Origin of the sequence: Paraburkholderia sp. BR10882, assembly GCF_040948855.1 — a bacterium.
In the GTDB taxonomy this organism is placed as follows: Bacteria; Pseudomonadota; Gammaproteobacteria; order Burkholderiales; family Burkholderiaceae; genus Paraburkholderia; species Paraburkholderia nodosa_A.
The window spans coordinates 182,365-206,122 of record NZ_JBFPKP010000001.1 but is presented as its reverse complement, the minus strand read 5'-3'; the positions used below and the strand labels follow the sequence as shown (position 1 = coordinate 206,122).

Genomic DNA, 23,758 nt, shown 5'->3' with positions numbered 1-23,758 from the left:
CGCCTTTTTTGCTTCTACGGCTTCACCTCGATGAGCACCTTGCCGGCGCGCGGACCGATGCCGGTGCGAACCAGGTTCGAACGCGGCCGTATAGATCGATGAAGCGCGCATAGCGCTGCGCGAGCGCGGCGTCTTCGCGCGGCGACGCCACTTGCGTCGCGGCCGGCGCAAGCACCGCGAGGTCGCTCATGCGCCAGTGTCCACAGGCGAGGCCGCCCAGCATCGCGGCGCCGCGCGCCGCTGCGTTCGGGCAGTCGATCGCGTAGAGGTCCGCGTCGAGCGTGTCGGCGAGCAACTGCCGCCAGCGCGCATCCACCGAGCCGCCGCCCGCGAGCTTGAGCGTCGGCACACTGCGCGCATCCCGCGTGTCTCCATCGGCGGCTTCACGGGTGCTGCGCACGGCATCGAGGCCTGCACGCAACGCAAACGCGACGCCCTCGAACGCCGCGCGCATGAGCGTGCCGCGCGAGTCGCCGAGCGCAGCGCCCAGCCAGCCGCCGCGCGCCGCGGGGTCGAGCCACGGCGAGCGCTCGCCGCTCAGGTAAGGCAGGAACGCGAGCGTCGCCGACGGCGGCACGGCGAACGCATCCGCGTAAGCCGAAGCCCAGTCGTAGGCCAGCCAGCCGCGTGCCGCTTCCAGCGCCACGCCCACGTTCTGCATGGCGGCCATGGTGTACCAGCCGCCCGTCGCCGAGCGGTAGCGATGCAGCCCGCGCCGTGCGCGCGGCTCGCTGCGCGCAGTCACGACGATCTGGCCGCCTGTGCCCGTCGTGAGGAGCGCGTCGCCTTCGTCGGCCAGGCCGCTGCCGAACGCGGCGCAAGGCGTGTCGCCCGCGCCCGTCGCGAGCACGATGCCGGCGGGCAGCCCGAGCGCCTGCGCGGCTTGCGCGCTCAGCGCGCCGCTCGCTTCATGCGACGCGGCCAGCGGCGCAAACCACCGCGCCGGCAGTCCGAGGCGCTCGATCAGCGCGAAGTCCCACATGCCGTCGGGTGCGGCGAGCGCCGTCGCGCACGCATCCGACGGATCGCCTTTGACTGCGCCACCGAGCGCCACGCGCAGCCAGTCCTTCGGCTGCAGCGCCCAGCGCGCGGCTTGTGCGACTTGCGGCTCGTGCTGCAGAACCCAGCGCAGCAGCGGCCCCGCCATGCCAGGGGCCACGGGGTTGGGCTGCGGATGTTCGGGGTCGTCGGGCCACGCGTCGAGCAGCGCATGCGCGCGCGTGTCGGGCCAGAGCATCGCGGGGCGCAACGCGCGGCCCGCTTCGTCGGTGAGCACGACGCCGTGCATCTGTCCGGAAAAGCCGATGCCACGCACCGCGGCGCGCTCGCTCTCCGGCAGTCGCGCGCAGGCCGCGACGAGCGCGTCCCACCACCGATCCACGGCGATCTCGGCCCAGCCGGGCTGCGGTGTTTCGAGCGCATAGGCCACGCTCGCGGCGGCACGCTCGACGCCATCGCCATCGATGATGCCGAGCTTGAGTGAACCGGTGCCGAGGTCGATACCGAGAAAACGCGTCTGCGATGGGCTCATGGGGAACGATGTGCGAGGTGGGTGAGGACGGGAAGAACGATCATACCGGCGAGCACGCCGCCGAATGTGCGTTGAGCGGGGGATTCAAACCTGCCGCGAACCCGCGTGCAACGCAGCCGATTTCGACGCGAATCATGCCCATTTGCGGGTTAACCCGGTGGGTGTTCGCGGGATGCAAAATGGCTCACATTGCGCATTCGAAATAGAGATCATAACGACGCTGCCATAGATGACATGACCCGCTGGGCATCGCCGGCCTCACTTCGAGCCACCTGCACGCGCTCCGCCATGGCGCCGTACCGCCACGCCGCGCCGCGGCACCCACAGCGCGGAGCCGCCCAATCGCCGCAAACAGGGGGCTCCCCGCCTTGCGCCGCCGCACGCGCGGTCCGAACCGGCGCCTCGCGACGCCGCCATGATGCCGCCACGCGCGCCGATCCCACCCTTATGTCGCCGGCCGATCGCGACGGGCGCATATCGTCGCCGGAAAGCACGGAATAGTCTCCAGTGGTCTTGTTGCATATTTTCTTACCGCATACCTTGGAGGCCATACCCTTAAACCAAGAGACGGAGACAGACGACATGCAAGCCAAGGGCATTGAGGACCAGGCCGCCCAGCGGTCTGGCCAGAAGCAGGTCCACCCCTGCGACGAGCGCCTGCCGTTCAGCCAGCTGCTGACACTCGGCATCCAGCACGTGCTCGTGATGTACGCAGGCGCGGTGGCCGTGCCGCTCATCGTCGGCGGCGCGATCGGGCTGCCGAAGGACCAGGTCGCCTTCCTCATCAGCGCCGACCTGTTCGCCTGCGGCATCGCCACGCTGATCCAGACGCTCGGCCTCTGGATCTTCGGCATCCGCCTGCCCGTGATCATGGGCTGCACGTTCGCCTCGGTGGGTCCGATGATCGCCATCGGCACCAATCCGTCGCTCGGCCTGCTCGACATCTTCGGCTCGACCATCGCGGCGGGCGCAATCGGCATCGTGATCGCGCCGATGATCGGCAAGCTGCTGCGCTTCTTCCCGCCTGTTGTGGTGGGCACCGTGATCGCAGTGATCGGCCTCTCGCTCATGGAAGTGGGCATCAACTGGGCCGCGGGCGGCGTGGGCAACCCCGACTACGGCAACCCGATCTACCTCGGCCTCTCGCTGCTCGTGCTGATGCTGATCCTGCTCATCAACAAGTTCGGGCGCGGCTTCATCGCCAATATCTCGGTGCTGCTCGGCATCGTCGCGGGCTTCGCCATCGCGCTTGCGCTCGGTCGCGTGAACCTCGAAGGCATGGCCAGCGCGCCGTGGGTCGGCATCGTCATGCCGTTCCACTTCGGCATGCCGAAGTTCCACATCCTGCCGATCGCGACGATGGTGATCGTGATGTTCGTCACCTTCATCGAATCGACGGGCATGTTCCTCGCGGTAGGCGACATGGTCGAGCGCCCCGTCGATCAGGCCACGCTCGTGCGCGGCCTGCGCGTCGACGGTCTCGGCACGATGATCGGCGGCATCTTCAACTCGTTCCCGCATACGTCGTTCTCGCAGAACGTGGGCTTGATCGGCGTGACGGGCGTGAAGAGCCGCTATGTGTGCGCGATGGGCGGCGTGATTCTCGTGCTGCTCGGCCTCTTTCCGAAGATGGCGCAGATGGTCGCCTCCGTGCCCGCCTTCGTGCTGGGCGGCGCAGGCATCGTGATGTTCGGCATGGTGGCGGCGAACGGCATCAAGGTGCTCTCTCGCGTGGACTTCGTGAAGAACCAGCACAACCTGTTCATCGTGGCCGTGAGCGTGGGTTTCGGCCTCGTGCCGGTGGTGTCGCCGCACTTCTTCGCCAAGCTGCCGCCCGCGCTTTCGCCGCTGCTCCATAGCGGCATCCTGCTCGCTTCGGTTTCGGCGGTGGTGCTGAACCTGATCTTCAACGGTGCGAAGAGCGAGAAAGCCGCCGAGCGCGCCATCCGCCGCGCCGGGCACGATTTCGAAGGCCGCCCCGATGCCGCGCCGACGCCGGATACGGGCCACGAAATGCCGCGCTCGGCCGCGCACTGAGTCGATCTCACTGCACTGATCGAACCGGGTTTGAATGTATTGAGTTGACGCGAGAGGTGCCCCGCTCGCAGGTGCCCATCCATACACAGGCGGGCGGGGTCTTTTGCTGGTTCGGCGCCATGGGAAACCATGGCGCTTTTTTTAACCGCGCTGCGCACGCTCACACGCGAAAAAAAACGCCACGGTCTCCCGTGGCGTTCTGGCTTCCGATTCCGAAACCGTAGAGCGTTATCCCGCCGTCGCCGTAGCCGCCGAAGCCGCTGCGGGCGCGCTGGCCGCGCCGTAATCGGCTGGCGCATCGGGCTCGCGCGGCGTCTCGCCTGCATGCGCGATCCAGCCGCCGCCCAGCGCGCGATACAGATCGACGAGGTTGGTCAGGCGCGCAAGGCGCGCCGTGACGAGCGACTGCTGCGCCGTGTAGAGGCTGGTCTGCGCGGCCAGCACCGGCAGATAGCTGTCCACGCCGTTTTTGTAGCGCAGTTCCGAAAGCGTGAGCGAGCGCTGGTTCGCAAAAGTGCTGCGCTCGAGCGCGGCGATCTGCTCGTCGTAGGTGCCCCGTGCAGCCAGGCCGTCGGCCACTTCGCGGAACGCCGACTGGATCGACTTCTCGTAGTTGGCGATCTCGATGCGCTTCTCGACGTTCGCGAGTTGCAGGTTCGCGATGTTCGAGCCGCCTTCGAAGATCGGCAGCGTGATCTGCGGCACGAAACTCCACGCCGCCGTGCCCGCCTTGAAGAGCCCGCCGAGCGAGAGGCTTTCGGTGCCGAACGCCGCCGTGAGCGAGATCTTCGGGAAGAACGCCGCACGCGCCGCGCCGATATTGGCGTTTGCCGCAAGCAGTGTTTGCTCAGCCTGCATGATGTCCGGACGACGCGTGAGCAGATCCGAAGGCAGGCCTGCCGGAATGTCGTTGACCAGCGGCTGGCCGTCGAGCGGCAGGCCTTGCGGCAGATCCGCCGGCAGCGGCTCGCCGATCAGCAGCACGAGTGCGTTTTCGGCTTGGGCGCGTGCGCGAAGTTGCGCCTGCATGTTGGCCTGCGCGTTCTCGACCACGGTCTGCGCCTGACGCAAATCGAGCTCGGTGCCGGTGCCCGTATCGAACTGCGCCTTCGCGATGTTGTACGAGTCCTGCGCCGTCTTGAGCGTTTCCTGCGTGACCTTGAGCAGCTCGTCGTCGGAGAGCATGGTCAGGTACTGGTCCGCGACTTCCGAAACCAGCGTGATTTCCGCTGCCTTGCGTGCATACGCCGTCGAGAGGTACTGCGCCAACGCCTGGTCCTTCAGGCTGCGGATGCGCCCCCAGAAGTCCAGCTCCCACGACGCCTGCACGCCCACGTTGTAGACGCTGTACGGGTTCGGACTGTTCGGTGTGGTCAGCAGATCCCTCGGTGTGCGCGTGCGCGTGTCCGTGGCCACGCCGTTGATCGCCGGGAACAGCTCGGCGCGCGTGATCTGATACTGCGCGCGCGCCGCCTCGACGTTGAGCACCGACACGCGCAGATCGCGGTTGTTCTTCAGCGCGATGTCGACGAGCTGCTGCAGACGCGGATCGACGAAGAACTCGCGCCAGCCGATGTCGGTAGCCGCGGCGCCATTGGCGCTCGGGGCGGCCTGGCCGTTCTGGCCATTCGCGCCCCCGGCAACCGGCTGCGTCGCGTACACGCCGCCTTGCGGGAAGCTCTGCGACACCGGCGCTTCAGGCCGGTGGTACCACGGCTCCATCGTGCAACCCGCGAGGAGCGCAGCGGCCGCTGCAATTACGGATAGTTTATGCATCTCAATGTCCTTCCTTGCCCGGGCCGTCGCCGTTGCTGCCGCCGTTGCCACCTTCGCCACCACGGTCGTTGCCACCCTGAGCGCCACCACCATTCGCGCCATTGTCCTGGTCGTGGTCGTGCGCGTGGTGCTCTTCGTAGTGCTGGAGCGCGACGTCCGCGTCCTCCTTCTCGCCGGCGAACTTCGCGCGAATCACCACGAAGAACATCGGGATCATGAAGATCGCGAGGAACGTGGCCGTGATCATCCCGCCGATCACGCCCGTGCCGATCGCGTGCTGCGAAGCCGAACCCGCGCCGTTACTGATCGCGAGCGGCAGCACGCCGAGAATGAACGCCATCGACGTCATGAGAATCGGCCGCAGACGCAGTCGCGAAGCTTCGAGCGCCGCCTCGATCGGTCCCATCTTTCCCTCGGCCTGCAGATCGCGCGCGAACTCCACGATCAGAATCGCGTTCTTCGCCGAGAGACCCACGGTGGTCAACAGACCCACCTGGAAGAACACGTCGTTCTCGAGGCCGCGCAAGGTCACCGCCAGCAGCGCACCGAGCACGCCGAGCGGCACCACCATGATGACCGCGAACGGAATCGACCAGCTTTCATACAGCGCCGCGAGACACAGGAACACGACGAGGATCGAGATGCCGTACAGGATCGGCGCCTGCGAGCCCGACTGGCGCTCCTGATACGACAGGCCCGTCCATTCGTAGCCGATACCCGCGGGCAGCTTCGCCGCGATCTGCTCCATGGCCGTCATGGCCTGGCCGGTCGACTTGCCCTGCCCCGCCTGACCCTGGATTTCCAGAGCGGAAATGCCGTTGTAGCGTTCGAGCTTCGGCGAACCGAAGGTCCAGCGGCCTTTCGCGACCGAGCCGAACGGCGCCATTCCGCCCGCGCTGTTGCGCACGTACCAGAGGTTCATGTCCTCCGGCGTCATGCGGAACGGTGCGTCGGCCATCACGTACACCTTCTTGATACGGCCGTCCGTGTCGAGGAAGTTGTTCACGTACGCCGACGCCCACGCGATCGAGAAGGTCTGGTCGACCGCGGCCGCCGTCACACCGAGCGCCTCGGCCTTTTCGCGGTCGATGTCCACGGTGAACTGCGGCGTGTCGTTCAGGCCGTTCGGGCGCACGAGTGCGAGCGTCGGATCCTTCGCAGCCATGCCGAGCAGCATGTTGCGCGCTTCCATCAGCTTCTCGTGACCGAGACCTCCGCGGTCCTGCAATTCGAAGTCGAAGCCCGACGCGGTGCCGAGTTCAGGAATCGATGGCGGATTCACCGGGAACACCATCGCGTCCTTGTAGCCCGCATAGTGCATGAACATACGCCGCACCAGCGCCTGGACCTTCTGGTCCGCGTTCTGACGCTGCTTGTAGTCCTTCATCCGTACGAACACGAGACCCGAGTTCTGGCCACGGCCCGCGAAGCTGAAGCCGTTCACCGTGAACACCGACTCGACGATGCTGCCTTCGTCCTTGAGCAGCCAGTTCTGGATGTTGGCGAGCGTGCGTGCCGTCGTTTCCTGGGTCGAGCCCACGGGCGTCTGCACGATCACGAACATCGTCCCTTGGTCTTCATCGGGCAGGAACGACTTCGGCAGGCGCACGAACAGCAGGCCGACCGCGACGATCACCGCGAGATAGATGATGAGCCAGCGGCCCGAGCGCTTGATCACATGGTGCACGCCGGAGTGATACTTGTCCCGGCTCGTCTCGAACGTACGGTTGAACCAGCCGAAGAAGCCCTTCTTCTCTTCGTGATGACCCTTCGGAATCGGCTTGAGGATGGTCGCGCACAACGCCGGCGTGAGAATCAGCGCGACGAGCACGGACAGCACCATCGCCGCCACGATCGTGAGCGAGAACTGCCGGTAGATGGCGCCGACCGAGCCGCCCGAAAACGCCACCGGCACGAACACCGCGGAAAGCACGAGCGCCACGCCAACGAGTGCGCCGGTAATCTGGCCCATCGCCTTGCGGGTGGCCTCCTTCGGCCCTAACCCCTCTTCCACCATCACCCGCTCGACGTTCTCCACGACCACGATCGCGTCGTCCACCAGCAGGCCAATGGCGAGCACGAGACCGAACATCGACAGCGTGTTGATCGAGAAGCCCACCGCCGCCATGATCGCGAACGTGCCCAGCAGCACCACCGGCACCGCGATCGTCGGAATCAACGTCGCGCGCAGATTCTGCAGGAACAGGTACATCACGAGGAACACCAGCACGATGCCTTCCAGCAGCGTCTTGATCACTTCCTCGATCGACAGGCGCACGAACGGCGTCGTGTCATACGGGTACTTCACGACGAGACCGTGCGGGAAGTACCTCGAGAGGTCGTCGATCTTCTGGCGCACGAGCTTCGCGGTCTGCAGCGCGTTGGCGCCCGTCGCGAGCTGAATGCCCAGACCGGCCGTCGGCGCACCGTTGTACTTCGTGTCGAAGTTGTAGTTTTCGCCACCCAGACCAATACGCGCCACGTCCTTCAAGCGCACCTGCGAGCCGTCCTGGTTCACCTTCAGCAGGATGTTGCCGAACTGCTCGGGCGTCTGCAGCAGCGTCGATTCGGTGATGGTCGCCTGGAACGCCTGCCCCGCCACCGCCGGCGTGCCGCCCAGCTGACCGCCCGCGATCTGCACGTTCTGCGCGGTGATTGCCGCTGTGACGTCGGTTGGCGTTAGCTGGAAGTTCGTGAGCTTGTTTGGATCGAGCCAGACACGCATCGCGTACTGCGAGCCGAACAGCGTGACCGTACCCACGCCGTCGATACGGCTGATCGGGTCTTTCACGTTCGACGCCACGTAGTTCGCGAGGTCGTACTTGGTCATGCTGCCGTCTTCGGACACGAACGCGAGCACCAGCAGGAAGCTGCTGCTCGATTTCGTGACGCTGATGCCAAGTTGCTGCACGACCTGCGGCAGAATCGGCGTGGCGAGCTGCAGCTTGTTCTGCACCTGCACCTGCGCGATGTCGGGGTTGGTGCCCGCCGCGAAAGTCAGCGTGATCGTAGCCGTGCCCGAGTCATCGGAAGTCGACGAGATGTACAGCAGGTGGTCGAGACCGCTCATCTGCTGCTCGATCACCTGCGTGACCGTGTTTTCCACCGTCTTGGCCGATGCGCCCGGATAGTTCGCGCTGATCTGGATGGAAGGCGGCGCGATGGTCGGATACTGCGCGACCGGCAGCGTGAACACCGACGCCACACCCGCCAGCATCAGGATGATGGCGATCACCCATGCAAAGATTGGGCGATCAATAAAGAACTTTGCCATGAAGCAGGCTCCCCGTTATTGCGCTGCGGAGGCGGCAGGTGCAGCCGAGGCAGCCTTCGGCCCCGATGCGGCGCTGGCGGCGTTCGCGTAGCCCGAAGCCGTTGCCATGTCGGCCGAAGGCGCGCCCTGCGGCGGCGGCGGCGGCAGCTGCGCGGGAACCGGCTTGACCTGCGCACCCGGCTTGACCTTGTCGGTGCCCTGAACGATCACGCGGTCGCCGGCGTTCAGACCGCTCTGAACGACCCAGTCCTGACCCTGCGTGCCCGCCGTGGTGATCGGCGTCGGCACGACCTTGTTGTCCTGGTTGACGACGTACACCGAGGCCTGCCCCTTCTGGTCATGCTGCACGCCGATCTGCGGCACGAGGAACGCGTTGTTGTTGATGCCTTCTTCGATGCGCGCGCGCACGAACATGCCCGGCAGCAGCACGCGGTCGGCGTTCGGGAAAATCGCGCGAACCGTGACCGAGCCCGTGGTCTGGTCGACGGTGACGTCGGAGAACTGGAGCTTGCCCTTTTCCGAATAGGTGCGGCCGTCTTCGAGGACGAGCGAGACCTTGGCGGCGTTCGGGCCGTTGGTCTTCAGGCGTCCTTCCTGGATCTCGCGGCGCAGCTTCAGGCCTTCGAGGCTGGACTGCGTGACGTCCACGTACATCGGATCGAGCTGCTGCACCGTCGACATCAACGTGGCCGCGCTCGCCTGCACGTAGGCGCCCGGCGTGACCTGCGAGATGCCGACCTGGCCCGAGACCGGCGAAGTGACGTCGGTGTAGCCGAGGTTGATCTGTGCCGTGTCGACGGCGGCCTTGCCGGCGGCGACGTCGGCTGCAGCCTGGCCCTGGGCGGAAATGGCGTTGTCGTAGTCCTGCTTGCTCACCGCGTTGGCCTGCACCAGCACCTTGTAGCGCGCGACCAGCGCGTTCTGCGTGACGAGGTTGGCCTGCGCCTTGGCGAGCGTGGCCTTGGCATTGTTCAGCGCAGCGATGTACGGCGCCGGATCGATCTTGTAGAGCCGCTGACCGGCCTTGACGAGCGCGCCTTCGGTGAATTCGCGGCGCAGCACGATGCCGTCCACCCGTGCGCGCACTTGCGCGACGAGATAGGCACTGGTGCGGCCGGGAAGCTCGGAGACGACCGGCACGGCGGACGGCTGGACGGTGACGATACCCACTTCGGGGGTTTGCGGCGGCGGCGCCGACTGCTTTTGCCCGCAGGCTGCGAGCACGATGGCAGCCGTCGCGACACTGATTAGGCGGAATGGAACCCGTTCGACGCGCATGGAGCGACCTCTGTCTATAACTGACAATAAAAGCGTGCGGCGTCCTGCAACGAGGAGGACGACCACGCACGCCAGCATCTGGCAAATACCTGACGGATAAACCCGGTACTTCTTCTAGAAGGCGCGTTCCGGTCTGCACATCCGTCCGGGCGATACTGCCGCGCGCCGCCGCGAGAGGCGTCGCGCATTGGGGTTTCTACGACCACTTGGCCAAGGACGGATATTAACCGGACATCACCATTTGAGGCACCCAGGTGGTGGGGTGCTATTATAGATACATTCGCGAACGAATGTAAAAGGACGTTACTTAACCGTTGAGTGGTGCTTCAGGAGCGATCCGCGCATCACCTCCATATTACAAATCAATACATTACGGTTCGCACCCCAAATACGTTCATTCACCCCCAACCTGCTGCAACGCACCGACTTTACAAAATGGCCCGCCGCACGAAAGAGGAAGCGCTGGAGACGCGCAACCGGATCCTCGACGCCGCCGAACACGTCTTTTACGAGAAGGGCGTGTCGCGCACTTCGCTGGCCGATATCGCCCAGACCGCGGGCGTGACGCGCGGCGCGATTTACTGGCATTTCGAGAACAAGGGCGACCTGTTCACGGCCATGTTCGACCGCGTGGTGCTGCCGCTCGACGAGCTGAAGGTGGCATCGACGGATCCCGGCGAGCCCGACCCGCTCGGGCGCATGCGCGATCTCTGCATTCTGTGTCTGCGCAATACGGCGACCGACGTGCGCCGCCGCCGCGTGTTCGAGATCCTGTTCCTGAAGTGTGAGTTCGTCGAGGAGATGGGCCCGGTGATGGCGCGCCATCAGACCGATATGCGCGAGGGCCTGGCGAGCATCGAACAGGGTTTGCGCAATGCGATGTCGAAGGGCCAGCTGCCCGCCGACCTCGACGCCAAGCGCGCTTCGCGCGTGCTCCATTCGTTCATCGGCGGCGCGCTGCGCGATATGGCGATCCTGCCGGACGCGTTCGACGTGGCGAGCAACGCCGAACTGCACGTCGACGCGATGCTCGACGCGCTGCGCTTCAGCCCGTCGCTGCGCATCGGCGCGAGCGCGTCGCAAGCCTGACGCCTACGCGCGCAGTTCCCGGATCGAACCAGGCGGCCCACCGACGGGCCGCCTTTTTCTTGAGCGCTCAGGCCGGCACGCGGGTCGCCCGGGCCCGTTGATTCGACGCGTAGATGTTGTCGCGCGCGAGCGGCACGCCTTGTTCGACGGCGGCAAGCCAGGCATCCGTGTTCACGACCGCAGCGAAACGCGTGTGCATCACTGCGCTGAATACGCGGTGGATCTCCTCGGCGCTCGCCGTTCCCGCCTCGTTTGCATACGGCACCGAACCGGTCGCATCGGCGAGAAACTCCACGGCAAGACCCGCGTGGGTCGCCTCGAACACCGTCGAGGCGTCGCAGTTATGCGTCATGTAGCCCACTACCGTGAGCGTGTCGATGCCGCGATCGGTCAGCCAGGCCTTGAGATCGGTGCCCGCGAAGGCGCTCGGCAGCGCTTTTTCGACGTAGTGATCGCGCTCGCGCGAGGCCACGACCGGATGCAGTTCGGCGCCCACGCTGCCGCGCGCGAACAGCGGCGAGTCCGCCGGGGCGAAGTTCTGCACCACCACGACCGGCACGCCGGCCGCGCGCGCAGCGTCGATCGCGCGGCCGATATTGGCAAGCGACGTCTCGATGGGGGGATATTCGATCGGCAGATCGCCGCTGACATATTCGTTCTGCACGTCGATGACGACGAGCGCCCGGCGCGGATTCGCGGACATGGCCATGCCTCCAGGGGTTGAAAGGAACCGACCGGTCCGAAGACGCGAAGTCGATGGCGGGATTGTGGCGCCGCGAGCGCCCACGCGACAGTGGCCCGGACGACAACTTTCGCTAGAATCGGGCCATTCCTCTTCGGGACTCGTCATGGCCACCGCTATTCGTCAGGCTCCGTCACCGGCCCCCTTGCGCGTCGCCGTGATCGCCTTCGACCGCATCAGTCCGTTCCATCTCTCGGTGCCTTGCGTCGTGTTCGGCGAAGACCGCAGCGAAGGCGGCGTGCCGCCGTTCGAACTCGCAGTCTGCGCGGCGGAGCCCGGCACGCTCACCACCACGGCAGGCTTCACGATCGGCGCGCCGCAGGGCCTCGAGGGGCTGCGCGGCGCGGACGTGATCGTCGTGCCGAGCTGGCGCGACACCCACGAGGCGCCGCCCGCCGCGCTTTGCGACGCGCTGCGTGACGCGCACGCGAGCGGCGCGATCCTCGTCGGGCTCTGCCTCGGCGCCTACGTGCTCGCGCATGCGGGCCTGCTCGACGGCCGCCCGGGCACCACGCACTGGGCCGCGGCGGACGACTTCGCGCAGCGCTTTCCGGCCGTACGCTTCGATCCCGGCGTGCTCTACATCGACGACGGCGACCTGCTGACCTCGGCGGGCACCGCGGCGGGACTCGATTGCTGCCTGCATCTCATGCGGCGGCTGTGCGGCTCGGGCGCCGCGAACTACGTGGCGCGGCGGCTCGTCGTGCCGCCGCATCGCCAGGGCAACCAGGCCCAGTACGTACAACAGCCGCTTGCGGCGCCCGGGCGCGGCGAGCGGCTGCCGAGTCTGCTCGACTGGATTCGCGCCCACCTCGACGCGCCCCACACGCTCGACTCGCTCGCGCAGCGCGCCCTGATGAGCCGGCGCACCTTCACGCGCCAGTTTCGTTCGACGACGGGAACGACGGTGAGCGCGTGGCTGCTCGGCGAGCGCCTCGCCCGCGCGCAGCAGCTGCTCGAAAGCACCGATCAGCCGATCGACGCGATCGCCCAGCGCGCGGGCTTTCGCTCGGCCGCGTCGCTGCGTCAGCATTTCGTGGAGGCGTTCAGGATTTCGCCGTCGGCGTGGCGGCGGGAGTTTAGGGGGGTGTAAGCGGTTCGATGAGCGGTTCGACGCTCGGCGCACCTTGCGCGCGCCGGGCAGCGCCGAATTCAGGTCCCGGTGAACCAGCGCGCAGCATAAAGCAGCAACGCCACGAAAAAGATCATCGCAGCCCACGCCCAATAGGGCATGGCGTGCTGCGGCGGCTCGTGATTCAGCGTGCTTGCGGCGCGGCCCGAGAGCGTTCCGCCCGCGTGGTGCTGTGGCAGGATATGCGCACGCCGGGCGAGACCGGCGAGGTTGATCGGCCGCAGGAACACATGCTGCCGGCGCGGCTGCTCGCCCGCCACGCGGTTCGGCGCCTGGCCGTGCTTGACCGCAACCACGGCGCAGAACTCCGTGAAGAAGTCGTCGGCCAGTTCGTGCAGCGCGTTCTCGATCTGGCGCGGCGGCAGCTCGGAAAGCGGGCCCGTGAGCGTGGCCCACACCGAGTAGTCGATCCGCGTGCTCACATCCTTGCCCGTACCCGGCTCCCGCGCCGTGGCGCGCTCTTCGGGGCGCAGCGCGACGTCGATCTGGCCGCGCAGCGAGCCGATGCCGTCCGCGCGGGCGCGAAAGCTCAGCACGCGCCGGGGCGTGAGGGGCACCTGCGCCGTGTCATTGGCAATGTGGGCGCGCACTTCATAGCGTGCGCGCAGCGGCCCGAGCGGCACCGTGAGGGTGATCGCGTATTCGCCGGGGCCGAGCCGCCTGAACGACTCGCAATGCTCCATGCTCGCGCGCACGAGCGCGACGTCCTGCAGCGCCGCCCAGACGGCGGCCGGTTCGAGCGGAATTCTCAACGCGTCGTTCAGTTCCATGGCGGCTCCCCCTATGCAAGCTACCGGGCCATTTCAGGAGGTCTGGTCGATCCGGTCCACGCGAGTCGCGTAGAAAGCCAGATACCCCTTGATGCCGCTTGCGTCATCGAGCGGCGCTTCGTAGCTCCAGGCCGCGTCGTCGACGCGCCCGTCTTCGGTACGCAAATGGAAATACGTCGCCTCGCCCTTGAACGGGCAATGCGAGGTCTGTCCGGAGCGTTCGAGTCGTGCCATGTTCACGTCTGCGCGCGGGAAGTAGAAGACGTCGGGGTAGCCGGTTTCGCAAAGGGTGACGGCGTGCAGCGTATCGGCAATGGTGATGCCGCCATGAATCACGCGCACGCGGTGACGGTTCGCAACGAGTTCGATGCGATGGTCCGCATCCGGTTCGACCGCCATGTTCGGTTCCCCTGTTGGTTGGCGGCGCCTGCGGCGCCCTGCGCTCACCGGGCGGCAGGCCGCACCGGTTCGCGTGGCACGCCGCCAGGCAGGCGCGTGCCGTGCAATCCCACGGGATGGCCGCTCGCCAGTCGCCTGCCGCCGTACCGGTCACGCAATCGACGGCGACCGACGGCAACGCGCCAACCCGCTCGCGAAACGCCTGAGCGATCGCAGCCTCCCATCGGCTTCATTATCGGCCAAACTCGTCCTGGCTGCGTGAATCTTATGCGCGGCACGCGTGCGGGAGCGCCCCAACACGACCGGCCCGGCCACGCGGCTTACCAGATGAACGCCGCCCGCGCGCTGCCGTTCGAGCCCACCGTCACGGCGCTCGTCTTGTCGACGCCCGCATGGCTCACATGCACGCTGTAGCGGCCAGGACGCACCCTGACGAGCATATAAGGCCCGCGCGAAGTGGTATCGAGCACGCTCGCGCCGTGCGAGTCGGTGATCTGCACGTGCACGTCCGCGACGTACTCACCGCTGCGTTGGGTAAAGCGCAACGCAAGCGGCCACTGGTGTTCCGCGCCGAGCAGCGCCCTGGATTCGTCCAGACCCACGCCGCCGGAAACGAACGACACGTCGCCCTGCTGCTGGACTTGCGGCATGCCGCCGCCATTCGTGTTGCCGGCGCTCGTATTGTCGGTGGTCGTGCCGCCGACGGTGCCCGAGGCATCGGCCTGCTGCGCCGCCGCGCCGCCCGCGTAGCCGAGAGCAAGCGTGGCCGCGAGAATCGTCGCGTAAGCGGTCGTATGGATGGGGCGCGAGTTGCGGAAACGCTTCATCGATCGCTCCTTTCAGTGTGTCCGATGTAATGCTCGCGCAAGGCGCGTACCCGAGTGGTTCGACTAAAAGGTTTTGTGCGCCCCAAAAAAAATCGCCGCCGCCGAGGCCAAAGGCCAACGGGGGCAGCGCAAGTACAACGTAATGAAACCTGCTCTCGCCGCGAATCCGGCGCACGGAGCCGGATTCGCGACAGCAGGGATCAGCCGAGATCGACGGGCACGAAAATCTGTGCGTCGTCTCGCTGGATCAGGAGCGCAATGCTGTTGCCAGCCTTGGAAACCATTTGCTTGAGCTGATCGGCGCTCGTCACCGGGCGGCCATTCACGGCGAGAATCACGTCGCCGGGCTGGACACCCGCATTTTCGGCCGCGCCACCCGACTGCTCGACGAGCAGACCGTGATCGAGCGAGCCGTTGTTCTTCTCTTGCGGCGTGAGCGGGCGCACCGCGACGCCGAGGCGACCCTGCATCTGCGCCTGCGGAGCGTCGTTCGAAGCCACCTTGGCGTCGCCCAGCGCGCCGATGGTTGCGGTGAGGTCCTTCGTGCTCTTGTCACGCCACACCTGAACATCGGCCTTCGTGCCCGGCTTCATGCCCGCGATGAGCGACGGCAGAGCGGACGAATCATCCACGGCCTGGCCGTTTACGGACAGGATCACGTCGCCGGGCTTCAAACCCGCCTTCGCGGCCGGACCGCTCGCGTCCACCGAGCTCACCAGCGCGCCGCGCGGCTTGTCCATGCCGAACGAGTTGGCGAGCGTCTGGTTCATCGACTGCACCGCGACGCCGAGACGCCCCCGGCTCACGTGGCCGGTCTTGACGAGTTCGTCCTTGACCTTGATCGCCTCATTGATCGGGATTGCGAACGAAAGGCCCTGGAAGCCGCCCGTCTGCGAATAGATCATCGAGTTGATGCCGATGACTTCGCCCTGCAGATTAAACAGCGGGCCACCCGAATTGCCGGGGTTGACCGGCACGTCGGTCTGGATGAACGGCGTGTAGTTTTCGTCCGGCAGCGAGCGCGACTTCGCGCTGATAATGCCCGAGGTCACCGTGTTGTCGAAGCCGTACGGCGAGCCGATCGCCACCACCCACTGGCCGACCTTGCTTTGACGCGGGTCGCCGATCTTCACGGTCGGCAGATCCTTCGCGTCGATCTTGAGCACAGCGACGTCCGACTGCTTGTCCGCGCCCACGACCTTCGCCTTGTATTCGCGCTTGTCGGTGAGTTTCACCGTCACGACGTTGGCGCCGTCCACGACGTGCGCGTTCGTGAGAATGTAGCCGTCCGGGCTGACGATGAAGCCCGAGCCGAGGCTCGCGCTCGGCTGGTCGGCCTGCGGACCATTGTCGCCGCCGCCCATGCCGGGCGCGCCGCCATAGAAGTGCTTGAAGAACTGGTAGAACGGATCGCTCGGATCGATCGGCAGTTGCTGCGAGCCGCTGCCGCCGCTGCGCAGCGCCGTCTGCTTCACGACGTGCTTGGCGCTGATGTTGACCACCGCGGGCCCGTAGGTTTCCACGAGACCCGAGAAGTCGGGAATGCCAGTCTTGGCTGCGGCTTCGGCGGGCATCATCGCCGCGGCCTGGGCCTGAGAAATGACCTGCGGAGCAGGCAGATCACGGTGCCCTCCTACATAGCCCGCCGACAATGCGACGACCACGGCGGCTGCCACGGCACTGCGGGAAAGCACTTTTGTATTCATTGCGGACTCCTTGCGCGGGGTACTCATCACGACGTACCGAAGAGTAAGCCGTGTCGCTTAAAGGAGTCTTAAGTACGCGGAAATCGCAATAATCGCGCAAACGCCCGCGCGGCGGGCATTTGCGGGCGATTCGGAGTCAGAACCGCACGTCCACGAGCAGGCCGCCTGCGGGCGAATCGCCGAGTGTGATGGTCGCGTCGTGCTGATCCGCGATTCGGCGCACGATAGCGAGCCCGAGTCCCGTGCCGGCGATATCGGTGCGCGCGCGATTCGCGCCTGCGCCCACGCGATAAAAGCGATCGAACACGCGCGCGCGCTCCTCTTCCGGGATGCCCGGCCCGCTGTCCGCGATGCGCACGTGCGCACGCCCGTCGACGACGGCGAGGCTCACGTCCACGCGGCCGCCCGCGGGCGTGTACTTGGTCGCGTTGTCGAGCAGGTTGTTGAGCATCACGCGCAATGCATCGGCGTCGCCATGCACGCTCGCCGCCGCGCTTTCCTCGATGCCGAGATCGACGCCGCGCTGCTGCGCGAGCGGCGCATGGTTGAGCACGCAATCATCGAGCAGCGCATGCAGATCGACGTTCTGCGCGCGCGCGTGACCGTCGGGTTCGGAGCGCGCGAGGGCGAGCAGCTGCTCGGCAAGACGCGTGGCGCGCGTCACGCCCGCCTGCAGATCGACGAGCGCTTCGCGACGCGTTTCGTCATCCTTTGCGCGCGCAACGAGTTGCGCCTGGATCTGCACGGCCGCCAGCGGCGTGCGCAACTCGTGTGCAGCGTCGGCGACGAAGGCCTTCTGTGTATCGATGGCCTGCGCGAGGCGTTCGAGCAGCGCGTTCAACGCATGCACGAGCGGCGTGACTTCGCGCGGCAGACGCTCTTCGGGCAGCGGATCGAGCGCTTCGGGATGACGCGTGTCGAGCGCGCGCGCGACGCGCGAGAGCGGCCTGAGCCCACGCCCCACCATGATCCAGACCGCGATGCCGAGAAACGGCAGCACCACGATGAGCGGCCAGAGCGTGCGCAACGCGACGTTCGCGGCGAGACGGTTGCGCACCGAAACGGGCTGCGCGAGCTGCACGACGTTGTCGCCGACGATCGCGCCATACACGCGCCAGTCGCCGCGGTCGGTGCGCTCCGTCGAAAAGCCGAGTTCCGCGCGCGGCGCGAGCGGCGCGCGCGGATGCGAGTAGTACATGAGCACGCCGTTGCGATTCCAGATCTGCAGCACGATGCCTTCGTCGCCCGTATCGCGCGAACTGAGGATCTCGTTGAATGGCTCGGAGGGCAGCGCCTCGGCGATTTCCTGCAGCTGGTAGTCGAACAGCTCGTTGGCTTCGGCGAGCGCCTGGCGATAGATCAGCCAGCCCGCGAGCCCAACGCCCGCGACGACGATCGCGAGCAGCCAGAACAGCAGTTGTCGTCGGATGGAACTCATCGGCTAACGGGGTCTCCCTGTCGATCCGGAGCTAGCGCTTTGGCGCTTACGCACTTGATTACCTGCTTCATGCGTCTTTGGAGATCATGTAGCCGAGGCCGCGCACGTTGCGGATCAGGTCGGCCCCGAGCTTCTTGCGCAGCGCGTGAATATAGACCTCGACGGTATTGCTGCCGATCTCCTCGCCCCATCCGTACATCTTCTCTTCGAGCTGGGTTTTCGAGAGCACCGCGCCCGGTCGCGCGAGCAGCGCTTCGAGCAGCGCGAATTCGCGCGCCGAGAGCGCGACGGGCGAACCGTCCTGGGTGACCTGGTGCGAAGCCGGATCGAGCGTGATCGAGCCGTGGCGGATGGTCGAATCGCTGCGGCCCGCCTGGCGGCGGATCAGCGCCCGCATGCGTGCGCCCAGTTCATCGAGATCGAAGGGCTTGATGAGGTAGTCGTCCGCACCGGCGTCGAGGCCCTTCACGCGGTCGGCCACGGCGTCGCGCGCCGTGAGGATCAGCACGGGCAGTGCCGCGCCGCGCGCGCGTAGCGTGCGCAGCACGTCGAGCCCGTCGCGCCGCGGCAATCCGAGGTCGAGCAGCATGAGATCGTAAGAATCCGCGCTCGCGGCCGAGAGGGCGGCTTCGCCGTCTTCGACCCAGTCGACCGCGAAGCCTTCGCCGCGCAGCGCTTTGCGCACGCCTTCGGCGATCATGCGGTCATCTTCGACTAGCAGTATGCGCATCGTAATATTGGCCGGGCGGCGCTGCTGCGCCACGCTGCGTGAGTGGATGAGGATGCGAGCATTCTAGCGCCTGAACAGGGGCGCCGCGCCGCTGCGGCACGCAGCCGGTCGCGAGGCAATGGCGCGCGGCATGGGCACATTAAGGGCAGTGTTTGAATCACGCCACGCAATGTGCAACGTTTTCTTGCGGCAATGCGCGCACGCGGCGCGAGGTCTTTACAATGTGCGCTTTTGCGGCGCTCCACTCGTGATTCGGCCGCGATGCGCGTGCAGGCTTGTACAGTACGTTCAAGCGAGCGCATCGCGCGCGCACCGAGAATCACACGCCGCCCTGATTTTCGCGCCCGCGCGCAGCACCGGTGAGTCCCCTCTTTCCGTGCGCCGCGCCCGGCCCAAGCACCGCCCCTGCACTCGCCCGAACGCTTTTCATGCTGCCCGCTTCGCTGTCCCGCCTACGCTCTTTGTTCAGACTGCCTGCCTCGCGCTCCAACCGCACGCATCGCACCGCCGCCACTGCGCGCCTGCCTCGACCGCTCGCCCTCACGCTCGCCTGCGCCGCGCTCGCCGCGGGCTTCGCCGCCGCGCCGGCCGCGTACGCGCAGCCCGAAGGCGCGCGCATTCCCACGGTCAACGTGACCACGGTGCTGCCGCCCACCGTGATGGCAGGCCTCGAGCGCGCACACGTGCCGCTCTCGTCGGTCAGCGTGGTGATCGAAAAGGTCGGCGACCGCCAGCCGAGCGTCGCCGTGAATGCCGGCCAGCCGATGATGCCCGCCTCGACGATGAAACTCGTCACGACGTGGAGCGGCCTCGCGATGCTCGGTCCCGACTATCGCTGGAAAACGAGCGCCTATACCGACGGCGAAGTCGATGCGAGCGGCACGCTGCACGGCAACCTCTATATCAAGGGCACCGGCGACCCGAAGCTCGTGCCCGAGGAGCTGATCGACCTCGTGCAGAAGATTCGCGCCGCGGGCGTCGCGCGCATCGACGGCGCACTCGTGCTCGACAAGAGCGAGTTCGATCCGTCCACGCGCGACCTGCCCTCGTTCGACGGCGACGACAGCGCGCCCTACAACGTCGGCCCCGATCCGCTGATGTACGCGTTCAAGTCGGTCTCGTTCACGTTCTCGCCCTCCCGCGAGGGGGTGTCGATCGATGTGGTGCCGCCCGTTGCGCAGTGGCAAATCGACAACCAGATCCGCAAGCGCGCCGGCGCCTGCGGCGGCATGCTCCCGAGCCCGCAGGTTTCGCCGGGCGGCAACGGCGTCGTCACCGCGAGCTTCGCGGGCAGCTACGCCATGCGCTGCGGCGAGCGCACGCTCAACATGGCCGCGCCCGTGGACCACAGCACGTTCTTCGCGGACGGCTTCCTCGCCCTCTGGCAGCAAACGGGCAGCAGCCTCTTCGCCACGCCGCCTGGCGCGGTGCGCGAAGGCGTCGTGCCGCCGCGCGCACGTCTGCTCGCCGTGCACCAGAGCCCGCCGCTCTCGGACGTCGTGCACGACATCAACAAGTTCAGCAACAACGTGATGGCGCGCAACCTGTTCCTCACGCTCGGCGCCGTCGAGGGCAAAGCGCCTGCGACTACGGCCAAGGCCGCCACGGCCGTCAATACGTACCTGCGGCGCAGCGGCCTGAACATGCCCGAACTCGTGCTCGACAACGGCTGCGGCCTCTCGCGCGAAGAGCACGTCAGCGCGCTCTCGCTCGCCAACCTGCTGCAGAACGCGAACGCGAGCCCGGTCGCGCAGGTGTTCATCGACTCGCTGCCGATCGTCGGCGTGGACGGCACGATGCGCAACCGCCTCACCAACGCAGGCGTGGAAGGCAACGCGCATATCAAGACGGGCACGCTGCGCGACGTGCGCGCGATCGCCGGTTACGTGGCGGCCGAGAATGGCGAGAGCTGGATCGTGGTGAGCCTCATCAACGATCCGCGCGCCGAGGCCGCACGCGCCGCGCACGACGCGCTGCTCGAGTGGGTCTACAAGGGCATGCCCGAAGAAAAGCCCGTGTATGTCGAGCCGCATCCGAAGCGCGCGGCGAAAGCGTCGAAGGCCGAGAAGGCCACGCACAAAACTCTGGCCAGACGACGCGGCGCGCATTGACCACGCGCATTGACCACGCATTGACCACGTGCCGGGCGCACGCTGATTGCACCCGGCGAGCACGCTGTGTGCACGCCCGGCGAGCGCCGCGGACCTGTCCCCGTGCGCCTCACCCGAGCGCGCCGCCGCGCGCCGGGCTCGAATCTTTCCTCTAGCAAAGCGCCGCCCGTCCTGGGCGCGAGGCGTGTACCCTGACGGGCAAAGGCCGAAGGCGCGTCATAAAAATCTGTCATACGCGCCCGCCAATCGAGCCGCGCGCCCGTAAGAACGCGCACTAACGCGGCCGACAAGACATGAGACTACAACCGCCGCGCTGTCCACCAGCGCCGCCCACGGGACAAGGAGGACGACGTTCGTGCAGTTCGATGCGCAATGGCTGCTGCTCGCCCTCGCCCCCGTATTTCTCGCCTGCATCGGCTGGGAAGCGTGGCATCTCTCCCACACGCGGCCGCGCACTGCATCGAACGCCACCCCCGACAGCGCCCGCTACGCCTGGCCCGATACGCTGTGCAACGCCGCGCTCGCGCTCATGCACCAGGGCGCCGACAAACTTGCGTGGCTCATTGCGGTGCCCGTCTATGCTTACGTCTACCGGCACTTCCGGCTCGTTTCGTGGCAGCCGGGGCTCGTCGCATGGTTCGCACTCTTTATCGCGCAGGACCTGCTCTACTACGTGTTTCACCGCGCGAGCCATCGCGTGCGCTGGCTCTGGGCCGCGCACGTCGTCCACCATTCGTCGGTGCGCCTGAACCTTTCCACGGCGTTTCGCCAGAGCCTCATGTACCCCGTGGCGGGCATGTGGCTGTTCTGGGTTCCGCTCGCCATGCTCGGCTTCACGCCGGAGCAGATCGTCGCGATCGTGCTCGTCAATCTCGCGTTTCAGTTCTTCGTGCATACCCAGGCCGTAGGCAAGCTCGGCTGGCTCGAATACGTGTTCAACACGCCGTCGATGCATCGCGTCCATCACGCGCGTAACGCACGCTATATCGACCGCAATTACGCCGGCGTGCTCGCGATCTGGGACCGCCTGTTCGGCAGCTATGTCGCGGAAGACGCGCACGACGCGCCCGATTACGGCATCGTCAAGCCGCTTGCGTCATGCAATCCGCTCAAGGCGACGTTTCACGAATGGCTCGCGATGGCGCGGGACTTCGCGCGCATGCCCGACTGGCGTTCGCGCCTCGCGGCGCTCTTCGCACCGCCCGATTGGTGCGAGCGCCACGACGCGCTCGGCCTCGCATCCGTGACGGTGCCGGCGACACCCGTGGGAACGCGCTACGGCGTGCCGGAAAACAACACCGAGGGTGAGTTCGGGTCGCGCAATAGCTGAGAGATTGCGTAGTCTGTCGGCCTTGGCCCTGACCCTGGGACAGCAGCACACAGGGGGTGCATGCAAGGCCGGCGATCGAGAAAAACATCGACAACGGGGCAGCTGCTCGTGCCACGAGCACCCGTTGCATGAGTAGGCAGGCATGGCATCAAAGGCCACACACAGAGGAGATGAAGTGAATATGAAGCATCAAGGACCGAGACACCGTAAGCTGTTGCGCGCCACCCAGATCGCTGCCGCGAGCGCCGCCTTTGCGCTGCTCGCCGCCTGCGGTGGTGGCAGCAGTGGGAACAACAACGCGAGCACGCCGCCGCCCTCGGGCGTCAACATGCAGGTGGTGGCGTTCGGCACGAGCCTGACAGACGCGGGCACGTATTCGGAGCAGATTCTGCCGGGCTTCGGCGGCGGCCGCTTCACGACCAACCCGGGCGAGGTCTGGGCGCAGCATGTGTCCGAGTACTTCGGCAACACGCTATCGCCCGCCTTCGAAGGCGGCTTCGGTCTGCCGCTCACGGCCACGGGCGGGCTCGACTACGCGCAAGGCGGCGCGCTGGTGACGGGCGGCGGCGTGGCGAATACCAGCGCCGTGATCTCCGCCGCGAGCGAGCAGCCGGTCACGTGGCAGCTCCAGCAGTACCTGGCGCAGCACGGCAGCTTCAATGCGAATCAGCTCGTGCTCGTGGAAGGCGGCGCGAATGAAATCCTGAATTTGCTGAACGTGCCCACTAACGGCAGCCCCACGGGCCTGGCGTTGTTCGGCGCGGCGCTCGCGGCCACTCCGTTTTCGACGCTCGTCAACGATCCCGCGACGCAGCAGAGCACGGTTGCGAGCCTGATGCAGTCGGGCTTCACCCAAGCGCAGGCAACAGCCTTGGTGCCCGCCGCTATCGCGCTCGGTATCGTCACGAACCCGAACTACGCCTCCAGCTTCGCCTCGATCGCCCCGGTCCTCACAGCGGCGGGCACGCTGGGCGCGCTCGTCCATGCGGATATCGTCCCCGGCAATCCGAAGATCGCGGTCGTCACGGTGCCCGACATCGGCAAGACGCCGGCGGCGCTGAAGGCTGATGCCGCCATCGGCGCAACGCCCGGCTCCGCGAGCTCGGCCGACCAGGCGCTCTCGCTCATTTCGGCGATGTACAACCTGACGCTGATCAAGGCGACCGCAGCCGACGTGCAGGCGAAGAAGGTCGTGCTGGTCGATACGTTCTCGTGGCTCGATCAGTCGATCGCGAACGCGGCCAGCCTCGGCTTCACCGTGACGAACACGGATACGGCCTGTAACCTGACGGCCATGACGAACAGCGCGACCAACTACGCGCTCGCCAATCCGAAGGCTACGTTGGGGCTGGACCCGGCCACGACGCCGCAAGCCACCATCAACGCGTACGCCGCGGCCTACGGCCAGAACTTCGGCAGCTCGCTGTTCTGCTCGCCGCAAACGCTGACGACGGCCAACGCGCCCACGACCTACATGTTCGCGGATCTCGTGCACCCGACCACGGCGCTGCATTCGCAGTTCGCGACGTACGTCGAAAAGCAGCTGGCTGCTGCGGGCATCGGCAAGGCGCCCTGATAAGCGTCGCTT

General features: G+C 66.7%; 17 protein-coding genes. 6 read left to right on the top strand and 11 right to left on the bottom strand.

What is annotated here, in order from left to right:
• Positions 1-22 precede the first annotated feature (22 nt).
• Positions 23-1,531, bottom strand: coding sequence for a xylulokinase (locus AB3X99_RS00890; protein ID WP_368615922.1), 1,509 nt, complete (start codon positions 1,529-1,531; stop codon positions 23-25).
• 582 nt (positions 1,532-2,113) lie between these two features.
• Between AB3X99_RS00890 and AB3X99_RS00885 the strand changes: the two genes are divergently transcribed.
• Positions 2,114-3,568 carry a nucleobase:cation symporter-2 family protein gene (locus AB3X99_RS00885; RefSeq protein ID WP_069262833.1) on the top strand — a complete coding sequence of 485 codons (1,455 nt, stop codon included), beginning with the start codon at positions 2,114-2,116 and terminating at the stop codon, positions 3,566-3,568.
• Positions 3,569-3,796: 228 nt separating this feature from the next.
• Here the strand turns inward: AB3X99_RS00885 and AB3X99_RS00880 are convergent, their stop codons facing one another.
• Genes AB3X99_RS00880 through AB3X99_RS00870 form a run of 3 tightly spaced genes read right to left on the bottom strand, consistent with a single transcriptional unit; the run spans position 3,797 to position 9,896 of the window.
• Positions 3,797-5,344, bottom strand: a complete 1,548-nt coding sequence (locus AB3X99_RS00880; protein ID WP_368615921.1) for an efflux transporter outer membrane subunit — start codon at positions 5,342-5,344, stop codon at positions 3,797-3,799.
• Position 5,345: 1 nt separating this feature from the next.
• A complete protein-coding gene (locus AB3X99_RS00875; protein ID WP_069262835.1) occupies positions 5,346-8,618 on the bottom strand; it encodes an efflux RND transporter permease subunit in 3,273 nt (1,090 codons plus the stop codon).
• Positions 8,619-8,633: 15 nt separating this feature from the next.
• Positions 8,634-9,896: an efflux RND transporter periplasmic adaptor subunit gene (locus AB3X99_RS00870; protein WP_368615920.1), complete on the bottom strand. Its 1,263-nt coding sequence runs from the start codon at positions 9,894-9,896 to the stop codon at positions 8,634-8,636.
• Positions 9,897-10,331: 435 nt separating this feature from the next.
• On the opposite strand from AB3X99_RS00870, the gene AB3X99_RS00865 reads away from it, so the two are divergent.
• Complete coding sequence (locus AB3X99_RS00865) at positions 10,332-10,985, top strand: TetR family transcriptional regulator (protein ID WP_069262837.1); 654 nt, start codon at positions 10,332-10,334, stop codon at positions 10,983-10,985.
• A 67-nt stretch (positions 10,986-11,052) separates the two neighbouring features.
• Here the strand turns inward: AB3X99_RS00865 and AB3X99_RS00860 are convergent, their stop codons facing one another.
• Positions 11,053-11,688 (bottom strand): cysteine hydrolase family protein, encoded by a 636-nt coding sequence (locus AB3X99_RS00860; protein WP_069262838.1) that lies wholly within the window; start codon positions 11,686-11,688, stop codon positions 11,053-11,055.
• Between the two features lie 145 nt (positions 11,689-11,833).
• Here AB3X99_RS00860 and AB3X99_RS00855 point away from each other — a divergent pair, with 145 nt between their 5' ends.
• Positions 11,834-12,820, top strand: coding sequence for a helix-turn-helix domain-containing protein (locus AB3X99_RS00855; protein ID WP_368615919.1), 987 nt, complete (start codon positions 11,834-11,836; stop codon positions 12,818-12,820).
• Between the two features lie 59 nt (positions 12,821-12,879).
• On the opposite strand, the gene AB3X99_RS00850 is transcribed toward AB3X99_RS00855, so the two are convergent.
• From AB3X99_RS00850 to AB3X99_RS00825, 6 genes are all read right to left on the bottom strand, one after another.
• A complete protein-coding gene (locus AB3X99_RS00850) occupies positions 12,880-13,629 on the bottom strand; it encodes a CoxG family protein (RefSeq protein ID WP_069262840.1) in 750 nt (249 codons plus the stop codon).
• Positions 13,630-13,662: 33 nt separating this feature from the next.
• On the bottom strand, positions 13,663-14,028 hold the full coding sequence (locus AB3X99_RS00845) for a DUF427 domain-containing protein (RefSeq protein WP_069262841.1): 366 nt from the start codon (positions 14,026-14,028) through the stop codon (positions 13,663-13,665).
• Between the two features lie 320 nt (positions 14,029-14,348).
• Positions 14,349-14,855 carry a carboxypeptidase-like regulatory domain-containing protein gene (locus tag AB3X99_RS00840; RefSeq protein WP_256094552.1) on the bottom strand — a complete coding sequence of 169 codons (507 nt, stop codon included), beginning with the start codon at positions 14,853-14,855 and terminating at the stop codon, positions 14,349-14,351.
• Between the two features lie 200 nt (positions 14,856-15,055).
• The gene (locus tag AB3X99_RS00835; RefSeq protein ID WP_368615918.1) at positions 15,056-16,561 is read right to left on the bottom strand and encodes a DegQ family serine endoprotease; all 1,506 of its coding nucleotides are present in this window, start codon (positions 16,559-16,561) and stop codon (positions 15,056-15,058) included.
• A 136-nt stretch (positions 16,562-16,697) separates the two neighbouring features.
• Positions 16,698-17,999, bottom strand: coding sequence for an ATP-binding protein (locus tag AB3X99_RS00830; protein ID WP_069262843.1), 1,302 nt, complete (start codon positions 17,997-17,999; stop codon positions 16,698-16,700).
• Positions 18,000-18,066: 67 nt separating this feature from the next.
• A complete protein-coding gene (locus AB3X99_RS00825; protein WP_368605581.1) occupies positions 18,067-18,729 on the bottom strand; it encodes a response regulator in 663 nt (220 codons plus the stop codon).
• A gap of 428 nt (positions 18,730-19,157) precedes the next feature.
• On the opposite strand from AB3X99_RS00825, the gene dacB reads away from it, so the two are divergent.
• The 3 genes from dacB (at position 19,158) to AB3X99_RS00810 (ending at position 23,746) form a co-directional block, all read left to right on the top strand.
• Positions 19,158-20,840, top strand: a complete 1,683-nt coding sequence (gene dacB, locus AB3X99_RS00820) for a D-alanyl-D-alanine carboxypeptidase/D-alanyl-D-alanine-endopeptidase (protein WP_368615917.1) — start codon at positions 19,158-19,160, stop codon at positions 20,838-20,840.
• Positions 20,841-21,195: 355 nt separating this feature from the next.
• Positions 21,196-22,170: a sterol desaturase family protein gene (locus AB3X99_RS00815; RefSeq protein ID WP_368615916.1), complete on the top strand. Its 975-nt coding sequence runs from the start codon at positions 21,196-21,198 to the stop codon at positions 22,168-22,170.
• 181 nt (positions 22,171-22,351) lie between these two features.
• Complete coding sequence (locus AB3X99_RS00810; protein ID WP_069262845.1) at positions 22,352-23,746, top strand: SGNH/GDSL hydrolase family protein; 1,395 nt, start codon at positions 22,352-22,354, stop codon at positions 23,744-23,746.
• Positions 23,747-23,758 lie beyond the last annotated feature (12 nt).

What these genes read in the sequence shown, in the direction of transcription:
- AB3X99_RS00890 (WP_368615922.1), bottom strand. Translation starts at nt 1,531, where the DNA reads ATGAGCCCATCGCAGACGCGTTTTCTCGGTATCGACCTCGGCACCGGT.
- AB3X99_RS00885 (WP_069262833.1), top strand. Translation starts at nt 2,114, where the DNA reads ATGCAAGCCAAGGGCATTGAGGACCAGGCCGCCCAGCGGTCTGGCCAG.
- AB3X99_RS00880 (WP_368615921.1), bottom strand. Translation starts at nt 5,344, where the DNA reads ATGCATAAACTATCCGTAATTGCAGCGGCCGCTGCGCTCCTCGCGGGT.
- AB3X99_RS00875 (WP_069262835.1), bottom strand. Translation starts at nt 8,618, where the DNA reads ATGGCAAAGTTCTTTATTGATCGCCCAATCTTTGCATGGGTGATCGCC.
- AB3X99_RS00870 (WP_368615920.1), bottom strand. Translation starts at nt 9,896, where the DNA reads ATGCGCGTCGAACGGGTTCCATTCCGCCTAATCAGTGTCGCGACGGCT.
- AB3X99_RS00865 (WP_069262837.1), top strand. Translation starts at nt 10,332, where the DNA reads ATGGCCCGCCGCACGAAAGAGGAAGCGCTGGAGACGCGCAACCGGATC.
- AB3X99_RS00860 (WP_069262838.1), bottom strand. Translation starts at nt 11,688, where the DNA reads ATGTCCGCGAATCCGCGCCGGGCGCTCGTCGTCATCGACGTGCAGAAC.
- AB3X99_RS00855 (WP_368615919.1), top strand. Translation starts at nt 11,834, where the DNA reads ATGGCCACCGCTATTCGTCAGGCTCCGTCACCGGCCCCCTTGCGCGTC.
- AB3X99_RS00850 (WP_069262840.1), bottom strand. Translation starts at nt 13,629, where the DNA reads ATGGAACTGAACGACGCGTTGAGAATTCCGCTCGAACCGGCCGCCGTC.
- AB3X99_RS00845 (WP_069262841.1), bottom strand. Translation starts at nt 14,028, where the DNA reads ATGGCGGTCGAACCGGATGCGGACCATCGCATCGAACTCGTTGCGAAC.
- AB3X99_RS00840 (WP_256094552.1), bottom strand. Translation starts at nt 14,855, where the DNA reads ATGAAGCGTTTCCGCAACTCGCGCCCCATCCATACGACCGCTTACGCG.
- AB3X99_RS00835 (WP_368615918.1), bottom strand. Translation starts at nt 16,561, where the DNA reads ATGAATACAAAAGTGCTTTCCCGCAGTGCCGTGGCAGCCGCCGTGGTC.
- AB3X99_RS00830 (WP_069262843.1), bottom strand. Translation starts at nt 17,999, where the DNA reads ATGAGTTCCATCCGACGACAACTGCTGTTCTGGCTGCTCGCGATCGTC.
- AB3X99_RS00825 (WP_368605581.1), bottom strand. Translation starts at nt 18,729, where the DNA reads ATGCGCATACTGCTAGTCGAAGATGACCGCATGATCGCCGAAGGCGTG.
- dacB (WP_368615917.1), top strand. Translation starts at nt 19,158, where the DNA reads ATGCTGCCCGCTTCGCTGTCCCGCCTACGCTCTTTGTTCAGACTGCCT.
- AB3X99_RS00810 (WP_069262845.1), top strand. Translation starts at nt 22,352, where the DNA reads ATGAAGCATCAAGGACCGAGACACCGTAAGCTGTTGCGCGCCACCCAG.